Raw genomic sequence first — 26,642 nt, 5'->3', positions numbered from 1 at the left:
TTAAGACCGTAAGAATAATTTACCTAATTCATCAGGTGTAAACTTGATTATCGTTGGACGGCCATGAGGACATACGTACGGTTTCTCAGTACTAAAGAGATCCTCAATTAAGGTAGTCATTTGATACATATTTAAATTATGACCTGCCTTAATGGCCCCTCTACAAGATGCATACGCTAGCATTTCATGACGTAACTGAGCCTTAGTAGGCTGTTGATGTTCGTGTAAGTAAGAGAATACATATTGGAGAATTTCAAAAGCCTTTGACTCTACTAAATCTACAGGCGCCCCTACTAATTTTATTTTCGTAGGACCACCTAACTCTACATCAAAGCCAAGATCTAGTAAGGTTTCTCGCTCTTCCTCTACCAAATTCATTTCATCATCTGTAGCCTCACTATATTGAGGCACAAGGATAGATTGCATAGGAATGGATTCAGAAGACTTACAAAGCTTATCATATCGTACACGTTCATGAGCTGCGTGTTGGTCTATTATGTAGAGATCATCACCCTTTTTAGCCAAAATATAACAAGAAGCGACTTGCCCCATAGGTAAGAATCCAGAATTTTGAATAGTACGCTCCTCTGTATTTTCTTTACGAATATCCTGAGCTAAAGACTTAAATTTATCAACGTCTTCCTTCGTATAACTAGTATATTCAGTAGGAACAGCATCGAAGCTTTCGTCTGTAAAGGACGACTGTTCATAAGTAGCCTTTGGCGGAGGTGGTGTAAAACCCTTAGTTTTAAGACTCTCTACAAACTGTGTAGTCTCACCGCGCATGACTTCGTATCCTTTAGTACGGCGACTACCAAATACTTTGTCATAATCTACCGCAGTAGCTATATGCTCAGCAGACTGCATCTCATCTTGTACAACAGAAGGTATTTTATACGAATCATATGTACTATTGCCATGATGAGATAAACTACTATAAGAACTAGAATTAGTAACTGTATCATTACTGTTAGTATTTACGTCATTACAATTGGTTTCATTATTACGGAAATCAGCTCCATTATTAATTGTGCCATTTATATAAGAAGATGATTCTCGTTCGTATCGCTCATGTAGAGGATTATTTAAGGCGTTTAAAATACCATGATAAACAGCTTTAAATATAATCTTATCATCTGAGAATTTTACTTCACTCTTTCGTGGATGAACGTTAATATCAACCATACCAGCAGGTACAGTAATATTAAGTACCACTAAAGGATGACCGTTTTTAGGTAACAATGCATGGTAAGCATTATCGATAGCCTTCATTATTGTTTTATCGGAAATAACACGGTTATTAACGATAATAGTTTGCCAAATTCTTGTACTTTTAAGAAGGGTAGGTTTACTCACTACACCATCGATATAAATAGAGTCACTTTCATAAGCAACAGTGAAAATATCATCTTTCGTTTTATAGCCATATAATGCGGCTACCGTATCACCAATATTGCCGTTTCCAGGAGTAATAATAGCCACACGATCATCTACGATGAGTTTAAAAGAAATATGTGGGTTACTAAGAGCTAATTTGCCTACAATATCTTGAATTTTAGAAGATTCTGTACGCTCTGATTTCAAGAATTTGCGACGGGCTGGCGTATTATAGAACAAATCTCTTATTTCAATAGTCGTACCCGGTGCAGCACCATAAGGAATACAATCGGTGAACGTACCACCATCTACGGTAATACGAGTACCCAAATCAGAGTCAGCTTTACGTGTAGTCAAAGAAAAATGAGACACTGAGGCAATACTAGCCAAAGCCTCGCCACGGAAGCCTAGAGAAGCTATATCAAATAAATCCTCTACCTGTTGTATTTTAGAGGTAGCATGACGTAGAATTGCTAACCGTGCATCCTCTTCAGTCATGCCAATACCATTATCGGTAATGCGCATATATGCCACACCACCATCTCCAATTTCTATCTCAATATTGGTCGAAGAAGCGTCAATGGAGTTCTCAATGAGTTCTTTAATAACAGATGCGGGACGTTCCACAACTTCGCCAGCAGCTATTTTATTGATTGTGGTTTCATCCAATACATGAATGGTTGCCATTATTTCCCGCCTCCTTTACGAGCCTCCTCTTGTAGTTCATATAATTTATTTAATGCTTCAATCGGTGTCATACTCATTACATCCACTTCCAGCAAGCTATCGACTACAGAATGAGTAAATAAATTGCCTAGTGGTGAATCACTCACTTGTTTTGTAGTCGTTTTAACCACATTAGTAGATTGTCCACCAATTACGCGGTTATTTAAATCACTAGCATCATGACTTTGATCTTCCAATGATTCTAAAATTACCTCTGCACGTTTTAATACAGAATTTGGTAATCCTGCCAATCTCGCTACATGAATACCATAGCTACGGTCTGCGCCACCTCTGATGATGCGGCGCAAGAATGCAACATCCTTACCTTTTTCTTTTACAGCTACAGTGTAATTCTTTAATTTACTATAGCTTTCTTCTAAACTAATTAACTCATGGTAATGGGTAGCAAATAATGTCTTGCCGTGAATATGCTTACAAATATGCTCAACTACAGCTTGAGCGATACTTAAACCATCAAATGTACTCGTACCGCGACCAATTTCATCTAAGATAATTAAGCTGTTATGTGTAGCATTCTCTAAAATATAGGCTACCTCTTTCATTTCTACCATGAACGTACTTTGACCAGTAGAAATATCATCACTAGCACCTACACGTGTAAAGATGCGATCCACTGGAGAAATAGATGCTTCACGGGCAGGAATAAAGGAGCCTATTTGAGCCATAATCATCAAAATAGCAGCTTGACGCATATATGTTGATTTACCGGCCATATTAGGGCCTGTAATGAGCAAGAATTCCTCATCATCATGATTTAGAACGATATCATTTGGTACAAAAACTTCACGTTTCAAGAATTTTTCAATAACAGGATGACGACCATCTCGAATATTGATTTGGCCATTCATTACAATGGTAGGGCAAATATAATTCTCTTCGTAACCTACTAGTGCCAAAGAACACAATACATCAAGCTCAGCAAGAGCACGAGCTGTTTCTTGTACATCTTTAATAACAAGTTTTATATCATTTCGTAATTGTTGATATAATTCATGCTCTAAAGCGATAATCTTGTCTTTAGCGCTAAGAATTTTGATTTCAAACTCCTTTAACTCAGGCGTAATATAACGCTCTGCATTAGCTAAAGTTTGTTTTCGAATAAAGTAATCAGGTACTTGTTCAGATTTACTATGAGATACTTCAAAGTAATATCCAAATACCTTATTATAACCAGTTTTAATTTTAGATAAACCAGTAGCCTCTTTAATGTCGGCTTCCATCTTAGCCAGCCATTGCTCACTATTAGTAGCTAAAGAACGTAGTTCATCTAAATCTGGATTGAAACCATCTTTAATAACTCGGCCTTCTTTTAATGTCAATGCTGGTTGGTCAGCAATAGCACGACATAATAAATCATAAATGTCTTTATGATCTTGGATGCGGTCATTAATGGATGTTAATGCTAAACTTGAGCATGTACCTAATACATTTTTAATATCTGGCAATACTGCTAAAGATTCACGAAGAGCCGTTAAATCTCTAGGTGACACAGAACCTGTTTCTACACGACCTACGATGCGCTCAAAATCATAAATACAATCTAATAAGCTACGGATATGAGACCGTTCAGCACCGCGTGTAATAAGTTCTGCTACGGCAGCTTGTCTACGCTGAATTTGATTTACATCAGTCAACGGACTTTCAAGCCATTGTTTTAATAGGCGCGCCCCCATTGGTGTCAATGTTCGATCAAGTACATCGAGTAATGTACCTTTTTGACCACCATCACGTAAATTATGGGTAATTTCAAGATGACGTAAGGAAGATGTATCTAAGATTAGGCGATTACCTACACTCAATTGATGTACATAGTTAATATGGGAAATTTCAGACTTAATAATATCCTCTAAATATAAAAGCATATACCCTAATGCTTCCCATACATCCTCTTCCATAAGACCTAAATCGCCAAAGTGAGTAACTGCTTTTTCCGCTACCTCTCGTTGTGTATGATATGTACTAAATGGGGATAATACAATATTGCTGAATTGATTATCCATAAAGTCTTTTATATCTTGCGGTAATACAGTTCCTTCAGGCAATATAATTTCACTTGGACGATACATACTGAGTGCATCAAACATATCACTTCGTTTTTCACAATCAGTAATACGATGCCAAATAACTTCCCCAGTAGATACATCTGAAAATACGAGTATCCATGCATCTTTTACCATATAAAATAATGATAAAAAATTATTTGACCGTGCATCATTACCATTTTCAGTCATTACAGTCCCCGGTGTAATAACTTTAATAACGTCACGCTTAACGATACCCTTAACTGCTTTAGGATCTTCTAATTGTTCACAAATAGCAACCTTATAACCTTTTTTTACCAATGTTTCTATATAACTTTCAGCAGCATGAAAAGGAACGCCACACATTGGTGTGCGTTCCTCATCTCCTGTTGGGCGACCGGTTAAGGTTATATTAAGTTCACGAGATGCAATTAATGCATCATCATTAAATAATTCATAAAAGTCACCTAACCGAAAGAACAGTAATTCTTCAGAATATCTAGATTTAATATCTAAATACTGCTCCATCATAGGTGTTTGCTTTTTTGCCATACTTACCCCTTTTGTATTGTACCGTAGCAAACCCAAGTTTGTGCTTTATCAATATAGGCAGGTACAGTTTCGCCAATTGATAAAGAATCGTCTTTCGGGAATAACACCATTTTATTGCCCGATGTACGACCAAACCACATATCTTCATCGCGAGGACTTGGCCCCTCTACAATAATATCGAACACTTGCCCTTCCATAGGTTTATTTAGTTCATAAGAGATTTCATTTTGTACATCCATCAATGTTTGTAAACGCACGCGTTTAACCTCTTCTGGAACTTGATCATCCATAGTTGCCGCTGGCGTACCAGAACGTTTAGAATAGATAAACGTATATGCCATATCATAACGAACATCTTTTAAGAGTTGTAAAGTAGCTTGGAAATCTTCCTCTGTTTCACCCGGGAAACCTACGATAATATCTGTAGTAACTACTACATCTTTAATTTTCTCACGACAGTAAGAGAGTAATTCTTTATAATGCTCCACCGTATAATGACGGTTCATCTTCTTCAAGATACGGTCCGAACCAGATTGAATCGGTAAATGTAAATGAGTAACAATATTAGAAGAACGACCAAGGGCATCTATCATAGATTTAGTCATATCTTGAGGATGACTTGTCATATAACGAATACGTTCAATACCTGGAATACCATCAAGAGCGTCCACTAATGTACCAAAATCAGTACCATCTTTAAAATCTAAGCCATAAGAGTTTACATTTTGCCCCAACAAAGTAATCTCTTTAAACCCTTTTGCCCCTAGTTCGGTTACCTCTTTTACGATGGCCTCTACAGGACGACTAATTTCTCTACCACGAACGTGAGGAACGATGCAGTACGTACAAAACTTATTGCACCCATTCATAATAGGTACCCATGCATAAAAAGTACCATTAGGTTTTGCTTCCAATTCAGGTAACACGGAATTATCCATATCTACATTGATTTGGTGTGTATGACCTCGTTGTACCTCTTCAATCATTTCATTAATATGTTGAATATTATGAGTACCTAAGACAATATCAATATGTGGAGCGCGCTTAAACATTTCTGCTTGATTCTTCTGTGCCATGCATCCTGTAACAGCAAGAATTAAGTTTTTATTTTTTCTCTTCAGTCTCATTAGCTCACCTATGCGGCCATAGACTTTTGTTTCTGCATTCTCACGTACTGCACAAGTATTTAATAATATTAAATCTGCAGTTTCTACGTCCTCTGTAGGTGTATAGCCAACAGATTCTAACTGATGCGATAAGCGCTCAGAATCAGCAGTATTCATTTGACAACCATAGGTGTAAATATAATAAGACTTCATTCTAACTCCTATACTTTAACAATCTTACGTTTTGTTTCTATAATATTTTTAACTTTTATGGACATCCGTTCAATAGACATGCCTGTAATGTATTCAATCTCATTGCGTACAGATTTTTGTACTTGCTGCATCAATGTTTTTACAGGATAACCATGTTCAATAACAACAGCCATATCAACAACGAGACCATTTTGGCCTTTATCACCTTTTTTGAAAGAAATAACACTAGACTCGTCAACACCAGCTACTTTTTTAAGGCCATTGCGAATCAATTTAATAATTACATCATCATCAAAGGTGAGTCGTCCATAATAGCTGAAAGCAGGGCGTACTACAGAACGTTCAAAGCCTTCTGACCCAATTTGCCCCAATGTATCTTGGTCTTGTTTTTTTAATGTACGTCGACGCCACATAGTTTTGATTGGATCAATTAAGTACCCTCTAAAGTGAGGTTTCAATTCCATCGTTGGAACTGGAATAATATGTTTACCTTCTTTTAGACGAGCATGTTGTGCCTTTTCAATTTCTTTAGGTGTAGCAACGTCCTCAATGCGAATATACCGATCGGGATCTTGCAAGCCTAATGCTTTAGTAATTTTCTTAACCATATTATCGGATGTACCAATAATCATAAGTTTATTAGGATTGATTTTATCTAATTGCTCACGTACTGATTTTACTTGCACTTCATCTTGGAAAATGGCACGACGAACAGCTTTTAATCGGCTAGATTCCTTCTTAGCAGAAAAACCAGCTACAATCTTATTATCGTGAATTAAAATGCCATCATCGATAATACATTCAATATTGTTTTCATGAGCAACTACGAGCGCACGATGGCTTTTACCAGTGCCACTACTACCTACAAATGCAATGACTTCCATAGTCAACCTCATTATTTATAACAAACTAATAAATTCTGATACATTCTCAGATGATACCAAGTAGTCTCCAAATTTATCTGGTGCTTTTCCTGGAATACCATGATAATCAGAACCACCTGTAATAAACAAGTTATGTTTTGTTGCTAATGCTTTATATCGTTTCACATCATCCGCGTTATGTTTAGTATGGTAAACTTCCATACCATCAAAATCATAAGCTAACATTTCTACTACATACTCATCACTAGATACTAATTTAGGATGAGCCATAACGGCAAGGCCTCCAGCTTTATGAATAATATCAATAATATATGGAACCTCAACCTTAACCTTAGGCACATAGCAAGGACTATCTTTTCGGAGAATACCTTTAAATACATCATTGATATCCTTGGCGTAGCCACCATCAATTAATAATTGTCCAATATGTGGACGCCCATAAGCTTGTGTTTTAGGAAATTTTTTGAGTAGGTCATCTTTTGATATTAAATATCCAACATTATTACAACGTTTAATAATTTCATCGATTCGTTCTTCTCGTTTTGATTTAAAATACTTAATAAAATCTCTTAATTCCTTATTAGTTTCATCAAAACGATAGCCCAAAATATGAATCGATTTATCTTTATAATCGGAACTAAACTCACAACCATTAATAATTTTAATGGTTTTCTCTGGATCTAATTGTTCCTGAGCGGTACGCAATGCTTTAATACCATCGATTTCATCATGATCAGTCAAAGCCATCATAGATAGATTACAATCTAATGCATGACGTAATAATTCCTCTGGACTTTTGACTCCATCAGAATAGATAGAGTGCATGTGAAAATCTACAAGCATAGAGCACCTCCCATTACAAATATCCTATCTTTTAATTATGACTGATTTAGTCTATTAATTCAAGTTTAGAAAGAAAAATTGCGACCCTAATGAGTATTCACTAGAATCGCAATTTAATTATAAATCTTGAAGCAATTCAGTAACCTTAGTTGCTACAGAATCAATGGCACATGTAATGGCCTCTCCAGACTTACGAATTTGAATTTCTACTTCATTATTTTCAAGTGTATTTTTACTTACTGTAATACGAAGTGGATAACCAATTAAATCAGCATCCTTAAATTTTACACCAGCTCGATCTTTGCGGTCATCAAGTAACACATCTACACCTGCAGTTTGTAATGCAGTATAAATGGTTTGACTTGTAGACATCAACGCTTCGTCTTTAGCATTAATCGGTACGATAACAGCTTCAAATGGTGCAATAGAACGAGGCCAAATAATACCATTTTCATCGTGGTATTGTTCAATAGCTGCAGCTAATGTACGAGATACACCAATGCCATAACAGCCCATAATCATTGGATTAGGACGACCATTTTGGTCTAAGAATGTAGCTTGTAATGCTTCAGAATATTTTGTGCCTAATTTAAATACTTGTCCAACTTCAATACCTTTGGCATGTTCTAATGCACCACCACAAGTTGGGCAAACATCGTCATCTGTAATTAAACGAATTGGTGCAACAATAATATCTTCTACATTAAAGTCACGTTTAGGGTTGATATTAACATAGTGCGCATCTTTTTTATTGGCACCGCCACAAACATTGTAAGATTCCATAACAGATTCATCCACAACAATAGCAAACTCCTCTGTTTGTTTTAATCCTACTGGACTGATGAAGCCAGCTGTTAAGCCCACTTTTTCTAATTCTTCAGGTGTAGCCATTTCAGGTTCTACAGAACCCAAAACTGCATGTTGTACTGCCACTTCATTAACTTCATGATCACCACGAACAATTGCTAATACCACTTTACCATCAATGGAGAATACTACAGCTTTGATAGTTTTATGTAGTGGTAAGTTTAACATTTCCGCAACAGCTTCGATAGTACTAGCATTAGGAGTATCTACAACGGATAACTCTTGCAGTGCTTCTTCTTCCTGTTTCATAATACCAGGTTTACCAATTTCAATGTTTGCAGCATAGTCACATTTAGTGCAATATACAATATCAGCTTCACCAGCTTCAGCAATTGCCATAAATTCATGTGTTCCACTACCACCGATGGCACCACTATCAGCTTCTACAGGACGGAATGTAAGACCACAACGCGTAAAAATACGTGTATATGCATCATACATAGATTTATAAGATTCGTCTAAACCAGCTTCATCTACATCAAAAGAATATGCATCTTTCATAATAAATTCGCGACTACGCATCAAACCATAACGTGGACGACGTTCATCACGGAATTTACTTTGGATTTGATATAAATTTACTGGTAATTGACGATAGGAGTTAATCTCATTTTTTACAAGAGTTGTAATCATCTCTTCATGAGTTGGCCCCAAGCAGAATTCATTATCATGACGATCATTAATACGCATCATTTCTGCGCCATATGCGTTCCAACGGCCAGACTCTTTCCAAATTTCTGCAGGTTGTAAGATAGGCATCATGATTTCTTGAGCACTAGCACGATCCATTTCTTCACGTACAATGGCTTCAATTTTTTTGATACTTCTCCACCCCAATGGCAAAAAGCTATATAAACCATTTGCAGTTTTGCGCATAAAACCTGCGCGAAGCATAAGCTGTTGGCTAACTACATCAGCATCAGATGGAACCTCACGCAATGTAGGTGCATATAATTTAGTGGCTAACATAAAGACTCCTCATTTAAGCTTTCTAAATATTGATCAATTTCTCTAAATAATGTATCTACTAATTCAGCTTCTGGTACAGTCTTGATAACTTCACCCTTTCGGAAAACAATACCTTGACCATTACCACCAGCAATACCAAAATCAGCTTCACGAGCCTCACCGGGCCCATTTACAACACATCCCATAACAGCAACTTTAATCGGTGCTTTAATAGATGCTAAGCGCTCCTCTACAATTCCCGCCATGTCAAACAGATTGACTTGGCATCGGCCACATGTAGGGCAGGAAATCATTGTAGCACCAAAGTTGCGTAATCCCAAGTTACTTAAAATACTTCGGCCTACTTCTATTTCATGTATTGGGTCACCGGTTAAAGATACCCGTAATGTATCACCAATGCCGTCTAATAATAAAGCACCAATACCCATAGCAGACTTAATGGTACCTTGTTTTATCGTCCCCGCCTCAGTAACACCTAAATGCAAAGGATAAGGAATTTTATCGGATAACTTACGATAGGCTTCTACCATTAAAGGAACTTCCGTTGCTTTAATGGATAATTTCATTTGGCGATAGTCAAGCTTTTCAAGAATTCGCACATGTTCTAATGCAGTCTCTACCATACCATCTGCTGTAGGATGACCACCATGAGCATCGAGGATATGCTTTGGTAAAGAACCAGCATTGACACCTATACGAATTGGAATTTGTTTAGGTTTAGCTTTTTCAATAACAGCTAATACCTTATCTTCGCCCCCAATATTACCAGGATTAATGCGCAAGCCATCTACATTATTTTCAATAGCCTCTAACGCTAATCTATAATCAAAATGTATGTCCGCAATCAATGGAATAGAAATACCAGCTCTAACGGCTTTTAAAGCCTTTGCAGACTCCATTGTTGGAACAGCGACACGAACTAGTTCACACCCAGCCTCTGCTAAATGGTTAATTTCAGCAATCGCCTTTTCCGTATGTACCGGATCTGTAGTAATCATTGATTGAATACTTACCGGTGCATAATCACCAATTTTAACTGTACCTACATAGATACCATTTGTTGGTTTACGTACAATCATTATAATCTCCCATCTGTCTTATAGTAATCGGAAAATATCCTGAGTCGTTACATATAAGAACAATGCTACCATCAAAGCAACACCAACCATTTGAATATACATAAGTGCCTTAGCAGGTAACTTACGACCTGTGATGGCTTCAGCCAAAATAATAATTAAATGACCACCATCTAATACAGGTAATGGCAAAAGATTAATAACCCCTAAGTTAATACTTAAAAATGCAGCAAAACTTAATAGTGGCGCAAAGCCAGATTGTGCAATAGTACCAGCCATTTGTGAAATCCCTACAGGGCCAGATAGCTCTGCTGCCTGTGTGCCTCGAATCATATCATATAAGCCACTTAACATAGCAACAATTGTTTGACCTGTGCGAGTAACGGCTAAACTAAAAGATTCTCCAATTCTATAAGTTTCTCGAGTATAACTAGGATAAATACCAATTTTAGGACTATCCTGTTCCATTTTTGGAATCACTGTAGTTTCTACAGTTTCCCCTTCTCTATCTACTACAACAGTAACACCATGATTGGCAGTACCTTGTAGGCTAGGACGGATTTCATCCCATGTAGAGATTTTTTTACCATCGATGGTAAGAATTCTATCGTTAGATTGTAAATGTGCCTGTTCAGCAGCGCTACCTGGGATGATATTACCAATAACAGGATCATTTGTATACGTGAGATTACCTACTGTTGCATTGAGACCAAAGAATAAAACTATGGCCAATAAAAAGTTAAATACAGCACCTGCAGAAATAACAATAAATTTCTTCCATGCAGGTTTAGTATAAAATGAACGCTCATTAAGAGGCTCGTCAGGTGTCATACCTGCAATACGATTAAATCCACCAAGAGGAATGATACGAATCGAGTATAAAGTTTCCCCTCTTTGAACCTTGAATATGGCAGGTCCAAAACCAATGGCAAATTCGTCTACTTGCATACCTGACATTTTTGCTGTAATGAAATGGCCTAATTCATGAATAAACACGATTAAACCAAATACAAATATTGTGGCTAATGCCGTTGTCATATATACTCCTATACCATCAATGATGTGGCCTTTTCTCGAGCCCATCTATCAATGGCCAATAAATTGTCTAATGTAAAGTCATCTTCAGGTCCCATAGATTCAAGGACTGATGTGACGACTTTATAAATATCACCAAAGGCGATTTTATCATCTAAAAATGCATAAACTGCAGTTTCATTTGCAGCATTAAACACAGCTGGTTTAAAACCGCTTGATCGGCCTACTTCATAAGCAAGACGAAGAGCCGGGAAATCATCATATCGAGGTGGCAAGAATTCTAATTGTAAAACCTTGGAAAAATCAAGATGATTCATATGTAAAGTTTCACGTTTAGGATATGTCAAAGCATACTGAATAGGCTCCCTCATATCGGGATTACCCATTTGTGCTAAGATAGCCCCATCTTTCATTCGTATCATTGAATGAACAATGCTTTGTGGATGTACCACTACATCAATATGATCAAAATCAAAACCAAATAGCCAATGAGCTTCGATTACTTCTAACCCTTTATTAAATAGAGATGCAGAGTCAATCGTAATTTTGTTGCCCATATTCCAAGTTGGATGACGTAGGCAATCAGCAGCTGTAGCAGTTTGAATTTTATCAGAGTCCCAAGTGCGTAAAGGGCCACCAGAAGCGGTAACAATTAAGGAATCAACATTCTCGCGATTTTGCCCTTCTAAACACTGGAATATTGCGCTATGTTCACTATCAATAGGTAGAATTTGTACGCCATACTCCTTAGCCAAAGATGTAATCAATGGTCCACCAGCAACCAATGTTTCCTTATTAGCTAGACCTATAGTCTTACGTTTCTTTATAGCCTCTACAGTAGGTTCAATACCTGCAGCACCAACAATAGCAGTTACAACCATAGTTGCTTCTTGAATCGTAGCAGCAGCTATGAGTGCTTCCTTACCGCCCACAAGTTTTGTAGGACCGGCATAGCGTCCCTGTAGTTCTTTAAAAGCACTTTCATCAACTAGACCGGCTATTAATGGCTCATATTCTTTAATTTGTTTTTCTAAGAGGTCAATATTATGATGTGCCACTAAGGCAACCACCTTGAATTGATCTGGATGTTGAGACACCACATCTAGTGTCTGTGTACCGATTGAGCCAGTACTGCCAATAATACTTAGGTATTTCATAAGCTTACCTCTATTAGATTAGAACGAGAATAGTAATATATAAATCAATGTAATAGGTGCAGTAAATAATAAGCTATCAAACCGATCCAATACACCGCCATGACCTGGTAATAAGGTACCAGAATCTTTCACATTACATAATCGTTTAATCTTTGATTCAAATAAATCACCTAATGGTGCTAATATACCACTGATCATACCAACATGAATACCCATCCACCATGGAATACCCACGATATACGAAAATACTGTGCCTGTAATGATACAGCCAATAAAGCCACCAATAAAACCTTCTAATGTTTTATTAGGACTAATGGATGGTACAATCTTACGTTTACCAAAGGCACGACCTGCAAAATATGCAAAAGTATCACTAGCCCACGTAGTAAACAATAATAACCAAAGTGTAATTGTTCCCCAGTTATGTAGTTCAAATGGCATTGATAAAGACATGTAAATAGAGTCATGACGAATCATGAGCAAAGAAATCATACCAATACCAACATATAATAAACCAAATACACTAAAAGAAACGCTAGCTAAAGAGTATTTATTTTCACCAAATGTACATAACATATAATTGGCTGATAAACTCAATACTAATATAGCAATTGCTAAAATATACTGATGACATGCAAAGGCAATCATCAATAATAAAATACTAATATAACCCCATAAAATGGACATTCGCACATGTTTAGCTTTACCTAGTAAAACAAACTCACGCCATCCCAATAGAGCTAATAATGTAATAAGAACATCATACACAAATCCGCCTAATGTAATGGCCCCTAAAGCAATAATAAAACCTATAACAGCGGTTATAACACGTGTTTTTAACATTTTTATTCCTCATCACGTAAGCCACCAAATCGGCGTTCTCGTTTTTGATATGCTGCAACAGCCTCTAATAAAGTTTCTTTAGTGAAATCAGGCCAATGTAAATCAGTAAACCAGAATTCAGCATAAGCTAGCTGCCACAATAAAAAGTTACTAATTCTAAAATCACTACTTGGACGAATTAATAAGTCTACGTCACTAAACTCTTTAGTGAAAAGTTGAGAACTAACATAGTCTTCTGTAATATCGTCTGTAGTAATAGATCCATCTACAACAGAATTGGTGATGTTGCGGATAGTCCTAACTATTTCATCACGCCCACCATAGTTAAGAGCTAACTGTAAAGTAAGGCCTGTATTATTCTGAGTTAATAATTCTGCATCGCGAATAATCTTTTGAAGCTCCTCTGAAAGAGCACCAATATATCCAATAAAGCGAATGCGTACATTATGTTCATGCATATACTTAACATTATTGTTTAAGTATTCTTTTATGAGAGCCATAAGTAAAGAAACTTCCTGTTCAGGACGCTTCCAGTTCTCTGTGGAGAAACCATATACCGTAAGAGCTCTAATTCCAATCTCATCTGCAGCAATAACAATCTGCTTTAATACGTCGGCTCCTGCACGGTGCCCCATAGATCGTGGCATCCCTCTTCGTTTAGCCCAACGACCATTGCCATCCATAATAATAGCAACATGTTTTGGTATCGCATTACTATCAATAGCAGGCGTATCAGATGGTTTACGGTTAAATAATTTCTTTAGCATAGTCTACCTCGATAGAATTTCCGAAGTCGCTGGCAATCATTGGTCTATACACTAGTATATGTAAGCACTCATCAACCTTGGTAATACGTGCTACATAAAGTCCTTTATCGGCAATATCAAAAAAGCGATTAAAGGATCCCCCAATCATTACCTTAAAAGGAATATGGGCAGCCTGCAAACGAGACTTTGCAAGCTGCCATGGCATTCCAATAAGGCTATTAGAATCTAACATTATACTTCTAATACGTCCTTTTCTTTTACTGCTTTTAACTCATCAATCTGCTTAATTTTAGCATCTGTAAGTTTTTGGATTTGATCTAAACCGTCTTTAGCATCATCTTCAGTAATTGTTTTAGCTTTTTCTTCTTTTTTCAATGCATCATTTACATCACGACGAATGTTACGTACTGCAACTTTAGCATCTTCAGCTTTTTTATGAACAACCTTAACGATTTCTTTACGGCGCTCCTCAGTTAATTGAGGAATAGTTAAACGAATTTGAGCACCATCATTACCTGGGTTTAAACCAAGATCGGATTGTAAAATTGCCTTTTCAATGGCACCAATCATAGTTTTATCCCAAGGTGCAATTACAATCATGCGAGGCTCAGGTACAGAGATATTCGCAACTTGGTTAATTGGAGTAGGGCTACCATAATAATCAACCATTACTTTATCAAGCAATGCTACACTAGCACGGCCTGTACGAATAGATGCGAATTCATGTTTTAAAGCCTCAATAGACTTATTCATGCGTTCTTCTGCTTGTTGTAACAATTCTTTAATTTCCATTTGAATTATTCTCCTCGAACAATGGTACCAATCTCTTCACCTTTAGCGGCTTTTGTAATGTTACCCGGAATGTCCATGCTAAATACGATAATAGGAATATTGTTATCTTTACATAAAGTTGTGGATGTTGCATCCATAACCTTTAATTCTTTTGTAATGATATCATTATATGTTAATTCATCAAATTTAACGGCATTAGGATTCGTTTTAGGATCGGAATCATATACACCGTCAGCAAATTTCTTCGCCATCAGAATTGCATCTGCTTCAATTTCAGCAGCCCGTAATGCAGCAGTCGTATCTGTAGAGAAATATGGTTTACCAAGACCAGCACCGAAGATTACGATACGTTTTTTCTCTAAGTGACGAATGGCACGACGACGAATATAAGGTTCTGCAATTTCTTGCATTTCAATAGCAGTTTGAACACGAGTATCTACGCCTGCTTGTTCTAATGCATCTTGCAATGCTAAGGAGTTCATTACTGTTGCTAGCATACCCATATAGTCAGCTGTAGCACGATCCATACCTTGGTTACTACCAGCTAACCCTCTCCACAAGTTACCGCCACCAACAACAATTGCGATTTCTAAATCAGTGGATTTTGCTAAAGCAGCAATTTCTTTTGCAAATTCTTCAACAACATCAGGGTTAATACCAAAACCTTGTTCACCCGCTAATGCTTCACCACTCAACTTCAAAACAATACGTCTAAAGTTTCTCTTTGCCATGTGTTTACTCCTCTATTGCAAAATAAGAGAACACTGTACGGTGTTCTCTTATTATTTCTTAATTATTTACCAACAGATGCCATTACTTCAGCTACGAAGTCATCTTGGCGTTTTTCAATGCCTTCGCCCAAACCGTAGCGAACAAAACGACGTACGTTGATGTTTTCACCGATTTTTGCAATATTCTCATTAATGATGTCTGTAACTGTTTTGTCGCTATCTTTAATGAATACTTGTTCTAATAGGCAGTTTTCTTTATAGAATTTTTCAATACGACCAGCAACCATTTTTTCCAAAACAGCTTCAGGTTTTGGTTTACGGCCAGCTTTTACGTCTTCTTCAGCTTCTACTTTAGCTTGTTCCAACAATACTTGTTTTTCGTGTTCGATTACTTCAGCAGGAACTTCTTCACGGTTCAAGTATGTAGGGTTTACAGCTGCAATTTGCATAGCGATATCGCGTGCCAAGCTTTGGAAATCATCAGTTTTAGCAACGAAGTCAGTTTCGCAGTTAACTTCTACCAATACGCCAATACGACCACCAGCATGGATGTAGGATTGTACTACACCTTCAGCTGCGATACGACCTGCTTTTTTAGCAGCAGCAGCCAAACCTTTTTCACGAAGAAGGTCAACCGCTTTATCGATATTACCATCAGTTTCAACCAATGCTTTTTTAGCGTCCATCATACCTGCGCCAGTCATGTCGCGCAATTCTTTTACCAAAGCAGCAGTAATTGCCATTATTTTGTTCCTCCTAGTATTAATTAAGGTAAGGATATAGTCCTTACCCTAATTATATATGTTATAGATTTATCTTTCAAATGCTAATCAGAAATGATTTAGTAGCTTTGCAGAATTATTCCGCAGCTTCAGCACCGTCCAAGGATTCGCCTTGACGACCTTCAAGAACAGCGTCAGCCATTTTACCAGCCAATAATTTTACAGCGCGGATAGCGTCATCATTTGCTGGGATTGGGAATTCTACTTCATCAGGGTCACAGTTAGTGTCAACTGTTGCAACAACTGGAATACCCAATTTTTTAGCTTCTGCAATAGCGATTTTTTCTTTTTTAGGATCAACTACGAAAAGAGCACCTGGCATTTTAGGCATATCTTTGATACCGCCAAGGTATTTTTCCAATTTTTCCATTTCATGACGAAGACCGATAACTTCTTTTTTAGGCAATACTTCGAAAGTACCATCTTCTGCCATAGCTTCCAATTGTTTTAAACGTTTAATACGAGTTTCAATTGTTTTGAAGTTAGTCAACATACCGCCCAACCAACGTTCGTTAACGAAGAACATGTTAGCGCGGATAGCTTCTTCTTTAATAGCTTCTTGAGCTTGTTTTTTAGTACCTACGAACAAGATTACTTCGCCTTGGGAAGCAACTTCGCGTAAGAAAGAGTAAGCTTCTTCTACTTTTTTAACTGTTTTAGACAAGTCAATGATATAAATACCATTGCGTTCAGTGAAGATGAATTTCGCCATTTTAGGGTTCCATCTTCTAGTCTGATGACCAAAGTGTACACCAGCCTCTAATAATTGTTTCATTGATACTACTGCCATTGTGGCACCTCCTGTTAATTAACCTCCGCCGCTTCATCCTTCGGGTCACCCAAAATTAGGCACAGTACCGAAGTCCACCGACGTGCATATTTTTCATACCTGATAATTTTAACAAATAATTATTGTAAAAGCAAGCAAGGAGTGAGGATTTCTTTAAGAATCCATCACTCCTTATTTTAATTTAATGAATTAATTGTCAATAGACTATATTAAAGCTTGTATTCTATATCGCCGATACGATATAAATATTAATTATTGCGAATAGATTCAATCATATGTGCTCGCTCATCAGCGCCGAATACAGCAGATCCTGCTACTAAAACAGTAGCACCTGCTCTTTTAATTGGGACACATGTAATATCATTAATGCCACCATCTACTTCAATAACTGCAGTTGTATTATCTACTTCCTCTAGTAGCATTTTAGCTTGCTTAACTTTTTTAATAGCATTTGGAATAAAAGATTGCCCACCAAAACCAGGATTTACAGACATAATTAAAATCATGTCTAGATCAGCAGCCACATCCTCTAACAAGGACACTGGTGTACCTGGATTAAGTGCAACCCCTGCTTTCATGCCACATTGTTTAATATGTTGGATTAAACGATGCATATGTGGCACAGTTTCTTGATGAAATGTAAAATACTCTACACCAATCTTTGCAAATTCTTCCACATAGTCACCAGGATTTGTAACCATTAAGTGAACATCAAATGGTAATTGTGTATAAGGACGGATGGCTTTCACGATAGGTGCACCAAATGTTAGGTTTGGTACAAAATGACCATCCATAATATCAATATGCAATAAATCAGCTCCAGCTAATTCAATAGATTTTATTTCTTCGCTTAATGTTGCAAAATTTGCAGAGAGCATAGATGGTGCAATTTTAATCATTTTAAAACCTCTTTCGTTGACTTTCTATGTCATTACGTATAGACATATATGCATCATATCGTCCTTGATGAATATGGCCTGCATCTAAAGCATCTTTTATGCCACAAATAGGTTCATGTTCATGATAACAAGGATTAAATTTACATGTATCAACATAATTACTAAATTCAGGGAATAACGTAGGTAACCGTTCTAATGAAACATCGTTAAACTCAATCGCACTAAATCCAGGTGTATCCATAATAAAAGAATCTGAATCCAAACTATATAAAGAAGCATGACGGGTCGTATGTTTACCGCGCTTTATTTTGTCACTAACCTCACCCGTTTGGAATGCAAACTTAGGATCAACAGCATTTAATAGACTACTTTTACCAACACCAGAAGGGCCTGCAAAGGCAGTTACCTTATGCTCTAACACATGACGTAACTCATCAATACCTGTCATATTATATGTAGATGTCATCAATACTTCATAACCAATAGATTTATAAAGCTTTACCATGACTTCTGTATCTGGATCCATCAAATCACATTTGTTAATACATAATACAATCGGGATATCTGCATGTTCAATCATGACAAGCATTTTATTTAGTAAAAGCTCATTAATATCTGGTTCATGAGCAGCTACAACCAATACAACTTGATCAATATTAGCTACCGCAGGTCTAACCATGGAATTATGACGATCGAGGATGGACTCAACGAATCCATCCTCAGAAATCGTAACACGATCACCGACAAGTAAACTGTAGCGACCTTTCTTTAATCTACCTCGAACTTTACATTCATGAACAGTACTTGCATCGTCTTGTACATAGAAGTAACCATTCATATTTTTGACAACAATACCTGTAATCATAATTCCCCTATAATGCTGTTTCTTGTACTAATGCACCATTGAGATAAACCTCAATGCGAACATTACCTACACCAGACACTTTTTTAACAATACGATCACCAGGTTTATTTGTATCATCGTAGATAACAGCAGAACCGTCATCATCTTTTACGACAATTTTTAGCTCTTGGTTTTTAGAGCCTGCCGGAACTGTAATATCTACCGTACCAGTAGTTTTATTACTACTACTGTCAGATTTTTTATCATCTTTCTTTTTGTCATTTTTATATTCAGTAGTTAGATTTACTGCAGTACCTTCATCAATTTCATCGCCAGCTTTTATGCTTTGTTCTGTTACAATAGATTTTTCCTCTACAGAACCAGCGACTTGATTAACACCAAGATGAGCATTACTCAATGTATCTCGTGCATCTTTTAAAGTCATACCAATGACATTTGGCATTTGAATCTTTTTAGCTTTTGCTTTATTAACAACGAGATCAATTGTTGTGCCTTTAGAAACTTTAGAATCACCAGATGGACTTTGAGCTATGATAACACCATCAGGTTTATTATCTACAGACTGTTGTGTTACTTTACCAACAACTAAACCAACATCTTTAAGTCGTTGTCGAGCTTGGTCTACTGTTAAACCAGACAAATCCGGTACTGTAATATCACCAACACCTTTAGATACAACAAGGTGAATTGTACGTTGTTCTTTAACCTTCTCTCCTGCACCTGGTGTTTGAGAAATAACTTGACCAGCTGGTACATCAGGATTAGTAACCTCGCTTGTAGAAACACGCAAATGTTTATCTTCTAAAATATTTTTAGCTACAGAAACTTGTTTACCCACAACATTAGGTACATCTACAGTTGTGTTACTCCAGAAATTACCATAACTCAAGAAGGCACCTAAGAAGGCTACTAAAAAAATTACGGCAGCCCCTAGGACGATATATTTTTGTGGGATAGATGCTATTTTACTTAACATACTCTTCTTTTTACCCTCATCTTTTTGCTCTTCTTGAATATCACTGAAATCCTCAAGGGCTTCAGGATCAACAGCTGGTATCATTTGGGTTGCAAAATCATATGGTTCATGACGTTGAGTTTTACCCATTGTAAAGCCTTGAGACAATCGTAAATCACTTATCATGTCAGAAATAGAATCAAAACGATCTGCAGGGTTTTTAGATAATGCCTTCATTACGACAGCTTCTAAAAGCGGTGGGATTGAAGGATTATATCGAGTTGGAGGAGCTACTTTTTCACGTACATGTTTTAATGCTACTGCAATTGGAGTTTCCCCTTCAAAAGGAACTTTACCTGTAAGCATTTCATATAAAACTACGCCTAAAGAGTAGATATCAGTATTACCATCTACTGGTTTTCCACTGGCTTGTTCAGGTGATAAATAGTGAGCAGAGCCTAAAATCGAATTCGTGTACATAACTGTATTAGTAGCATTCATAGCTCGAGCAATACCAAAGTCAGTTACTTTTACACGCCCCGTACGAGTAATTATGACATTATGAGGTTTAATATCACAATGCACTATTCCCATCGTATGCGCATGTTCTAACCCCTCTGCGATAGCAATAGTGAATTTTACAGCCTCGTCTATGGATAGTCTTCCATGTCGCGTTATATACTCTTTTAATGTTTCACCATCTACATATTCCATAATGATATAGTGTAAATCTTGATCAAACCCTACATCATACATATTTACAATATTAGGATGATTTAGTTTGCCCGCCGCTTGTGCTTCTCGTTTAAAACGCGTAACAAACTCATCATCATTAGCAAAGTTAGCATGCAATACTTTAATTGCTACTTGTCTACCTAATAAGGTATCTTCTCCAAGGTATACGTCAGCCATTCCGCCAACGCCAATTTTATCAACAATTCGGTAGCGGTTATCTAGAAGTATACCTTTTATATTCATAGTACTCATTATTTCTCCATTTCTAGATTAGATTGTTCCCACCACAATGGTCACATTATCTCCTGCTCCGACATCATATACGGCTTCCATCAATGATTCTACAACCTTCATATCATCATTATTAGATTGTAATGCACTAGCAATAACATCATCTGATACATAACCACATAGTCCATCAGTGCAAAGTAAAATACGATCACCTGGAAGAATAGATTCTACACCACTATCAACCTCTAAAGTATCATCAACCCCAACTGCACGGGTCAATAAGTTTCGTTGAGGGTGATTTAGCATTTCATCCTTTGTAATCTCTCCAGCAGTTAATAATTCTTGTACCATAGAATGATCTGTAGTAATTTGTCGTAAAAGACCATCTCTATATACATACAAACGACTATCACCAACACTTGCCCAGTATAATTGGTCACCATTAACAGCCGTAACAACAGCAGTAGTGCCCATACCAGCAAGACGTTCTTCATGAGCTACGCGATTGGCTATACGTTCATTGGCATGAATAATAGCATCACATAAATCTTGTTGCCCCACTGTTTTAAGGGAGGCCAAATACTCTTTAATTTCATCAACAGCATAGGTACTAGCGATTTCACCGCCACTATATCCACCCATGCCATCAGTGACAGCACAAATAGGACCGTCTATAAAAAATCGATCTTCATTGCGCTGACGCACAAGTCCAATTTTACTTAAACCAACAAAATTATTCATAATTCTCCTTTTCCCGACCATGAGCTGCTTTTAATTGCCCACATGCGGCTTGGATAGCATCGCCCATCTCTTTTCGTACCGTTACAGATACGCCATAGGAAGCAACGATGTCTTTAAATGTATTCATATTTGTAATAGATGGTTTATATAATTCTATATGTTCATTGCCATTAACAGGTATTAAGTTAACATGGCAATTTGGGAAATCTTTACAGATTTTCCCCAATGCATGAGCCTCCTCCATAGATGCATTTACTGAATCTATAAGAATATACTCAAAGGTGATACGACGTTGAGTCGTATCATAATAATATTTTACCGCATCTAAGACTTCCGTCAATTCATAACGAGCCCCAACTGGCATAATACTACGACGCACTTCATTATTTGTAGCATGTAATGAAAGAGCCAAAGTTATAGGCAAACCTTCATCAGCTAATTTATAAATATTAGGAACCCAACCACAAGTGGAAATAGTCATCTTACGATAACTAATATTACAAATTACCGGATCGTGTAACAATTGCAAAGCTTGTAACACATTATCATAGTTTTGTAATGGTTCCCCTGCCCCCATAACTACAACAGAGTGGATTTGCTCTTTTGTAAGAGCTCCGAAAATAACGACTTGTCCAATGATTTCAGACACTGTTAAATCACGATATAAACCACCCTGCGTAGAGGCGCAGAACACACAGCCCATGGCACAGCCAACTTGAGAAGAAACACATACAGAGTATCCATAATGTTGCTCCATTAAAACGGCTTCTACCCGGCTTTGATCTGTCATTTCAACAAGAATTTTACGAGTCTTCCCATCTGGAGATACAGACTCCGTAATTAATGTAGGCAAAGAGATAATACAATTATCACTTAACCATTGACGCAACTCTTTAGGAAACTGCGTCATTTCTTCAAAATCAAATATATATCTATGATAAATATAGTCTATTAACTGTTTCGCTCGAAACTTTTGTATATTATGGGTCTTAAAGATAGATTGTAACTCTTCTAAAGACTTACCCAATAATTCTATCATGGTACTCCATTTCTATTATTATGATATGCGTTTTACACGAGCCATAAAGAATCCATCCATCTGATCTCGTGGAGGATATGTTGTAATCATACCCTCTACAGCTTGTGGCAACCCATCAAATGATACAGGATCAATGATAAAGTTCTTATGAGTTGCTAGGAATTTTTCTAGTACATCCTCATTTTCTCCACTATTGATAGTACAAGTAGAGTATACTAAATATCCATCAACTTTAACCATTTCAGCAGCTTTTTCTAATATTTCAAGCTGTAGTGGAGGCAAGTCAGTAAGTAAAGATTGTGTTTTACGCCAACGCATATCCAATTTCTTTTGTAATATGCCAAGTCCAGAACACGGTGCATCTACTAAGACGCGATCGAATTGTTCCTTCCAATTATCGGGTAAATAACGACCGTCTTGTAGCTTAGTTGAAACTATGGATACTCCAAGTCGTTCAGCATTTTGATTCATAAGCTCTAATTTGTGATCGTATATATCACAACTCATAATAGCACCCGTATTATTCATGAGACTTGCCATATGCATAGACTTACCCCCTGGTGCAGCACAACAATCTAATATGCGCTCTCCTGGCTGAGGATCAACTACATGAGCAACTAACATAGAGGCTTTATCCATAAAGGTAATATGACCTTCCATAACAGGTTTTGCTTTTTCCAAGTGCCCTTGATGTGCATCAATATAAACTACTTCTGGAATCTCATTGTCCTGTTCAACAGTCCAACCTAAATCTCGTAGTTCTTTTAAACAATCCTCAATAGATACTTTTACAGTATTTATACGTGCTGTCAAACGAGGTTGTTCATTAAACCAAGCACAAAGATCTATAGTCTTATCCTTCCCCATTTCATTTATCCATAAATTAACTAACCATAAAGGTTGATTATAAATGAAAGAAATTTCTTCAGCCTCAGACTTAGCAAGTTCACCAATAGAAATACTATCACTTTCACGTAATACTGAACGTAATACAGCATTTACAAAGCCAGATAATCCTCTAGTTAACTTTTTTGCCAGTTTTACAGATTCATTGACCGCTGCGCTTTCAGGGACTTTATCCATATAGATAATTTGATAAATGCCAAGTCTAAGAATTTCTACAACCATGGATGATAATTTCTTTAATGGTCTTTTGGCAAAATGAACAATAATGGCATCTAAATAATTTTTTCTACGGATGACACCATAGACCAACTCCGTGAAAAATCTTCGATCTAAATCGGATAAATGATATTTTTGTAAATACTCTTGTAACTTGATATTGGCATAAGCACCATTACGATTAATATCACTCAAAGCTTTCACGGCGAGCAATCGAATATTTAGTTGTTGATTCGTTTTAACTTCAGTCATCGTTTTTCCTACCAATTAATTGTTCAACTGCGGCTTGAACACGTTTAGGATCTACTGTAGTATTGCAACAAGGTCCATTAGGTCTTTCATTTAAAACGCCAATGACAGGTATCGGAAATACATCAGCCATACCACTTGCTAAATCACGTTCACAAGCAATAGCTACAATAGCCTTTGGTCGTGCTTCTTTTACCTTCATTCGCGCTAATGTACCACCTGTTACCACTATAAATTGACAGCCATACTCTTTAGCAATTTGCAATAAACTTCCAACTTGGCATCTACCACATTGTTTACAATTGTATACATCATGTGTAACCTTATGAACACATGAACTTTCCTGTAAACAATGAGGTGTTAATAACAATATACGTTCTGGATCAACTGTATACATATCAAGCATCACTAGATGATTAATCAAATCAATCATAGACTGACGCAATTGATCCTTAGTAACCCCTCTCACTTTGCCAATCAATAAAGATAATGGAAATAATCCATATATAAACCGATTAGCTATCCTTAAAATAATAGGATGTAACCGTAATATACCAAAACTAGCAATAATCAAAGATGCGCACAATAACCATATAACACAAATGCATACAGAAAAAACGACTGTACTTATTATGGGTGCAATAGGATGTAATTGTGAAAGCCCCGGTTCTAACACATACATTAGAAATCCGATTATTGCTGTAATTAAAGTACATGTAATTGATGATAATATCAGGTATAACGGATACGTTTCGTACTGCTTATATTGAGTCTCCAAAAACGATACCTTCCTTAATCTGATGTCCATTAATAAAATCAATTGCAGAAATGCGTTTTTTATTTTCTGGTTGGACTTCTGTTAATAGAATTATATTTCCATCACCACAAAATACACCTAAACCGGCTATTTTAGATACGATTGTACCAGGCACAGTTGTGGCTGATATTGCAATTGGTACATGTTTACCATGGACATCTATCAAACCGTGAGTCGTATCACTTGGAACTACTTCTGCTGACCATACTTTTAAACGTTTTCCATTGAGATACGTATAACATCCAGGAGCTGGATTAAGACCTCTAATAAGATTTACAATTTCATTAGCAGGCTTAGACCAGTCAATCTGACCCATTTCCTTTGTAATCTTAGCAGTATGTGTAGCCATTGTATCATCTTGTGGCGTAGCCTTAATTTCCCCATTAACCCAACGAGTTAATACGGGAACAATAGTTTCGCCACCAAGCACCGCCATACGTTCAAATAATTGACCTGTCGTTTCACTAGGTAAAATATCGGTCTCTACGATATCGATGATATCACCAGTATCAAGGCCATCATCCATATGCATAATGGTAACACCTGTTTTAGTATCCCCATTTAAAATAGCATAGTGAATCGGCGCAGCCCCTCTATAGTTAGGTAAAATAGATGCATGTACGTTAATACATCCATATTGTGGTAAACGAATAAGCCATGGCGGTAAAATTTTACCGTATGCAATAACCACTACTACGTCGGGATTTAGAGCTTCTAGTTCTGCTTGTACTCGTTCATCACGTAATGTTACCGGTTGGAATACAGGTAAATTATGATTTAAAGCTGCCACTTTTACAGGTGGCATTTGAACTTGTTTACCGCGACCTTTTTGTTTATCTGGCTGACAGTATACACCAACAATAGAGTGACCAGCCTTTATTAATGCTTCCAAAGTAGGAACAGAAAAATCAGGCGTCCCCATAAATACGACGCGCAATTGTTTTTGATTAGACAATTTCTTTCTCCTCTGGGTGATCAGTAATCAATCGTAAGTTAGTTGCTTTTTCAATAAACAAATGACCTTCTAAATGATCAATCTCATGTTGAAAAATACGCGCTAAAAATCCTTCAGCTTTAATTGTTACCTTTTTATTATGAGGGTCTATACCTTTAACGGTAATTTTGTCGAATCTTTCCACATCGCCAAAATATCCTGGTACACTTAAACAACCCTCTGGACCCACTTGAGATCCCTCAGCATGCGTAATTTCAGGATTAATCAATGCAATGAGACCACTACCGGCATGATCATCTACGACGATAATTCGTTTTGACACCGCTACTTGAGGTGCAGCGAGTCCAACGCCATCAGTCTCATACATTGTTTCCGACATATCATCGATAAGGGCTCTAAGTTTTTTATTAACATGTTCTACAGGTTCCGCAATTTGTTTTAAAACGGGGTGACCTGCTTTCACAACATCTAATACTGCCATT

Annotated in this window: 25 protein-coding genes; all 25 read right to left on the bottom strand. The window is 36.9% G+C overall.

The window, feature by feature from the left end:
• Entirely contained in the window at nucleotides 1-2,064 is a 2,064-nt protein-coding gene (gene mutL / locus O3607_RS01310) for a DNA mismatch repair endonuclease MutL (protein ID WP_371443200.1), read from the bottom strand.
• Entirely contained in the window at nucleotides 2,064-4,697 is a 2,634-nt protein-coding gene (gene mutS, locus O3607_RS01305; protein WP_371443199.1) for a DNA mismatch repair protein MutS, read from the bottom strand. The genes mutL and mutS overlap by 1 nt, the downstream gene beginning before the upstream one ends.
• Nucleotides 4,698-4,699: 2 nt before the next feature.
• On the bottom strand, nucleotides 4,700-6,016 hold the full coding sequence (gene miaB / locus O3607_RS01300) for a tRNA (N6-isopentenyl adenosine(37)-C2)-methylthiotransferase MiaB (protein WP_060924636.1): 1,317 nt from the start codon (nucleotides 6,014-6,016) through the stop codon (nucleotides 4,700-4,702).
• 8 nt (nucleotides 6,017-6,024) lie between these two features.
• Nucleotides 6,025-6,900 carry an Asp23/Gls24 family envelope stress response protein gene (locus tag O3607_RS01295; protein WP_060924637.1) on the bottom strand — a complete coding sequence of 292 codons (876 nt, stop codon included), beginning with the start codon at nucleotides 6,898-6,900 and terminating at the stop codon, nucleotides 6,025-6,027.
• A gap of 15 nt (nucleotides 6,901-6,915) precedes the next feature.
• On the bottom strand, nucleotides 6,916-7,743 hold the full coding sequence (locus O3607_RS01290) for a PHP domain-containing protein (RefSeq protein WP_371443198.1): 828 nt from the start codon (nucleotides 7,741-7,743) through the stop codon (nucleotides 6,916-6,918).
• Between the two features lie 117 nt (nucleotides 7,744-7,860).
• Nucleotides 7,861-9,579, bottom strand: coding sequence for a proline--tRNA ligase (locus O3607_RS01285; protein WP_105094336.1), 1,719 nt, complete (start codon nucleotides 9,577-9,579; stop codon nucleotides 7,861-7,863).
• Nucleotides 9,573-10,658 (bottom strand): flavodoxin-dependent (E)-4-hydroxy-3-methylbut-2-enyl-diphosphate synthase, encoded by a 1,086-nt coding sequence (gene ispG / locus O3607_RS01280; RefSeq protein ID WP_178885031.1) that lies wholly within the window; start codon nucleotides 10,656-10,658, stop codon nucleotides 9,573-9,575. The genes O3607_RS01285 and ispG overlap by 7 nt, the downstream gene beginning before the upstream one ends.
• An 18-nt stretch (nucleotides 10,659-10,676) precedes the next feature.
• Entirely contained in the window at nucleotides 10,677-11,693 is a 1,017-nt protein-coding gene (gene rseP, locus O3607_RS01275) for an RIP metalloprotease RseP (RefSeq protein ID WP_178885033.1), read from the bottom strand.
• An 8-nt stretch (nucleotides 11,694-11,701) separates the two neighbouring features.
• Complete coding sequence (locus O3607_RS01270) at nucleotides 11,702-12,847, bottom strand: 1-deoxy-D-xylulose-5-phosphate reductoisomerase (protein ID WP_287513955.1); 1,146 nt, start codon at nucleotides 12,845-12,847, stop codon at nucleotides 11,702-11,704.
• 18 nt (nucleotides 12,848-12,865) lie between these two features.
• Nucleotides 12,866-13,690, bottom strand: a complete 825-nt coding sequence (locus O3607_RS01265; protein WP_024066545.1) for a phosphatidate cytidylyltransferase — start codon at nucleotides 13,688-13,690, stop codon at nucleotides 12,866-12,868.
• A 2-nt stretch (nucleotides 13,691-13,692) separates the two neighbouring features.
• The gene (locus O3607_RS01260; RefSeq protein WP_287513953.1) at nucleotides 13,693-14,457 is read right to left on the bottom strand and encodes an isoprenyl transferase; all 765 of its coding nucleotides are present in this window, start codon (nucleotides 14,455-14,457) and stop codon (nucleotides 13,693-13,695) included.
• Nucleotides 14,438-14,689: a hypothetical protein gene (locus O3607_RS01255; protein ID WP_105085568.1), complete on the bottom strand. Its 252-nt coding sequence runs from the start codon at nucleotides 14,687-14,689 to the stop codon at nucleotides 14,438-14,440. The genes O3607_RS01260 and O3607_RS01255 overlap by 20 nt, the downstream gene beginning before the upstream one ends.
• Entirely contained in the window at nucleotides 14,689-15,249 is a 561-nt protein-coding gene (gene frr / locus O3607_RS01250) for a ribosome recycling factor (RefSeq protein WP_024066542.1), read from the bottom strand. The genes O3607_RS01255 and frr overlap by 1 nt, the downstream gene beginning before the upstream one ends.
• 5 nt (nucleotides 15,250-15,254) lie before the next feature.
• Complete coding sequence (gene pyrH, locus O3607_RS01245) at nucleotides 15,255-15,980, bottom strand: UMP kinase (protein ID WP_024066541.1); 726 nt, start codon at nucleotides 15,978-15,980, stop codon at nucleotides 15,255-15,257.
• A 62-nt stretch (nucleotides 15,981-16,042) separates the two neighbouring features.
• Nucleotides 16,043-16,723, bottom strand: coding sequence for a translation elongation factor Ts (gene tsf, locus O3607_RS01240; RefSeq protein WP_060924642.1), 681 nt, complete (start codon nucleotides 16,721-16,723; stop codon nucleotides 16,043-16,045).
• Nucleotides 16,724-16,838: 115 nt separating this feature from the next.
• The gene (gene rpsB / locus O3607_RS01235) at nucleotides 16,839-17,552 is read right to left on the bottom strand and encodes a 30S ribosomal protein S2 (RefSeq protein ID WP_060924643.1); all 714 of its coding nucleotides are present in this window, start codon (nucleotides 17,550-17,552) and stop codon (nucleotides 16,839-16,841) included.
• Nucleotides 17,553-17,800: 248 nt separating this feature from the next.
• Nucleotides 17,801-18,451 (bottom strand): ribulose-phosphate 3-epimerase, encoded by a 651-nt coding sequence (gene rpe / locus O3607_RS01230; RefSeq protein WP_024065693.1) that lies wholly within the window; start codon nucleotides 18,449-18,451, stop codon nucleotides 17,801-17,803.
• 1 nt (nucleotide 18,452) lies between these two features.
• Nucleotides 18,453-19,316: a ribosome small subunit-dependent GTPase A gene (gene rsgA, locus O3607_RS01225; protein WP_129822984.1), complete on the bottom strand. Its 864-nt coding sequence runs from the start codon at nucleotides 19,314-19,316 to the stop codon at nucleotides 18,453-18,455.
• A 7-nt stretch (nucleotides 19,317-19,323) separates the two neighbouring features.
• Entirely contained in the window at nucleotides 19,324-21,249 is a 1,926-nt protein-coding gene (gene pknB, locus O3607_RS01220; protein ID WP_060924725.1) for a Stk1 family PASTA domain-containing Ser/Thr kinase, read from the bottom strand.
• Between the two features lie 27 nt (nucleotides 21,250-21,276).
• On the bottom strand, nucleotides 21,277-21,978 hold the full coding sequence (locus tag O3607_RS01215) for a Stp1/IreP family PP2C-type Ser/Thr phosphatase (protein WP_129822983.1): 702 nt from the start codon (nucleotides 21,976-21,978) through the stop codon (nucleotides 21,277-21,279).
• The gene (gene rlmN, locus O3607_RS01210; RefSeq protein WP_371443197.1) at nucleotides 21,971-23,017 is read right to left on the bottom strand and encodes a 23S rRNA (adenine(2503)-C(2))-methyltransferase RlmN; all 1,047 of its coding nucleotides are present in this window, start codon (nucleotides 23,015-23,017) and stop codon (nucleotides 21,971-21,973) included. The genes O3607_RS01215 and rlmN overlap by 8 nt, the downstream gene beginning before the upstream one ends.
• A gap of 18 nt (nucleotides 23,018-23,035) precedes the next feature.
• Nucleotides 23,036-24,391, bottom strand: a complete 1,356-nt coding sequence (gene rsmB, locus O3607_RS01205) for a 16S rRNA (cytosine(967)-C(5))-methyltransferase RsmB (protein ID WP_129822981.1) — start codon at nucleotides 24,389-24,391, stop codon at nucleotides 23,036-23,038.
• Nucleotides 24,384-25,166: a DUF116 domain-containing protein gene (locus tag O3607_RS01200; RefSeq protein WP_353799075.1), complete on the bottom strand. Its 783-nt coding sequence runs from the start codon at nucleotides 25,164-25,166 to the stop codon at nucleotides 24,384-24,386. The genes rsmB and O3607_RS01200 overlap by 8 nt, the downstream gene beginning before the upstream one ends.
• Nucleotides 25,150-26,160 (bottom strand): methionyl-tRNA formyltransferase, encoded by a 1,011-nt coding sequence (gene fmt, locus O3607_RS01195; RefSeq protein ID WP_371443196.1) that lies wholly within the window; start codon nucleotides 26,158-26,160, stop codon nucleotides 25,150-25,152. Before fmt ends, O3607_RS01200 begins: the two co-directional genes overlap by 17 nt.
• The gene (gene def, locus O3607_RS01190; protein ID WP_227282996.1) at nucleotides 26,153-26,641 is read right to left on the bottom strand and encodes a peptide deformylase; all 489 of its coding nucleotides are present in this window, start codon (nucleotides 26,639-26,641) and stop codon (nucleotides 26,153-26,155) included. The genes fmt and def overlap by 8 nt, the downstream gene beginning before the upstream one ends.
• Between the last annotated feature and the right edge of the window lies 1 nt (nucleotide 26,642).

Source organism: Veillonella sp. 20925_1_51 (assembly GCF_041431445.1).
In the GTDB taxonomy this organism is placed as follows: Bacteria; Bacillota; Negativicutes; order Veillonellales; family Veillonellaceae; genus Veillonella; species Veillonella nakazawae.
This window is presented reverse-complemented; position numbering and strand designations above follow the sequence as displayed.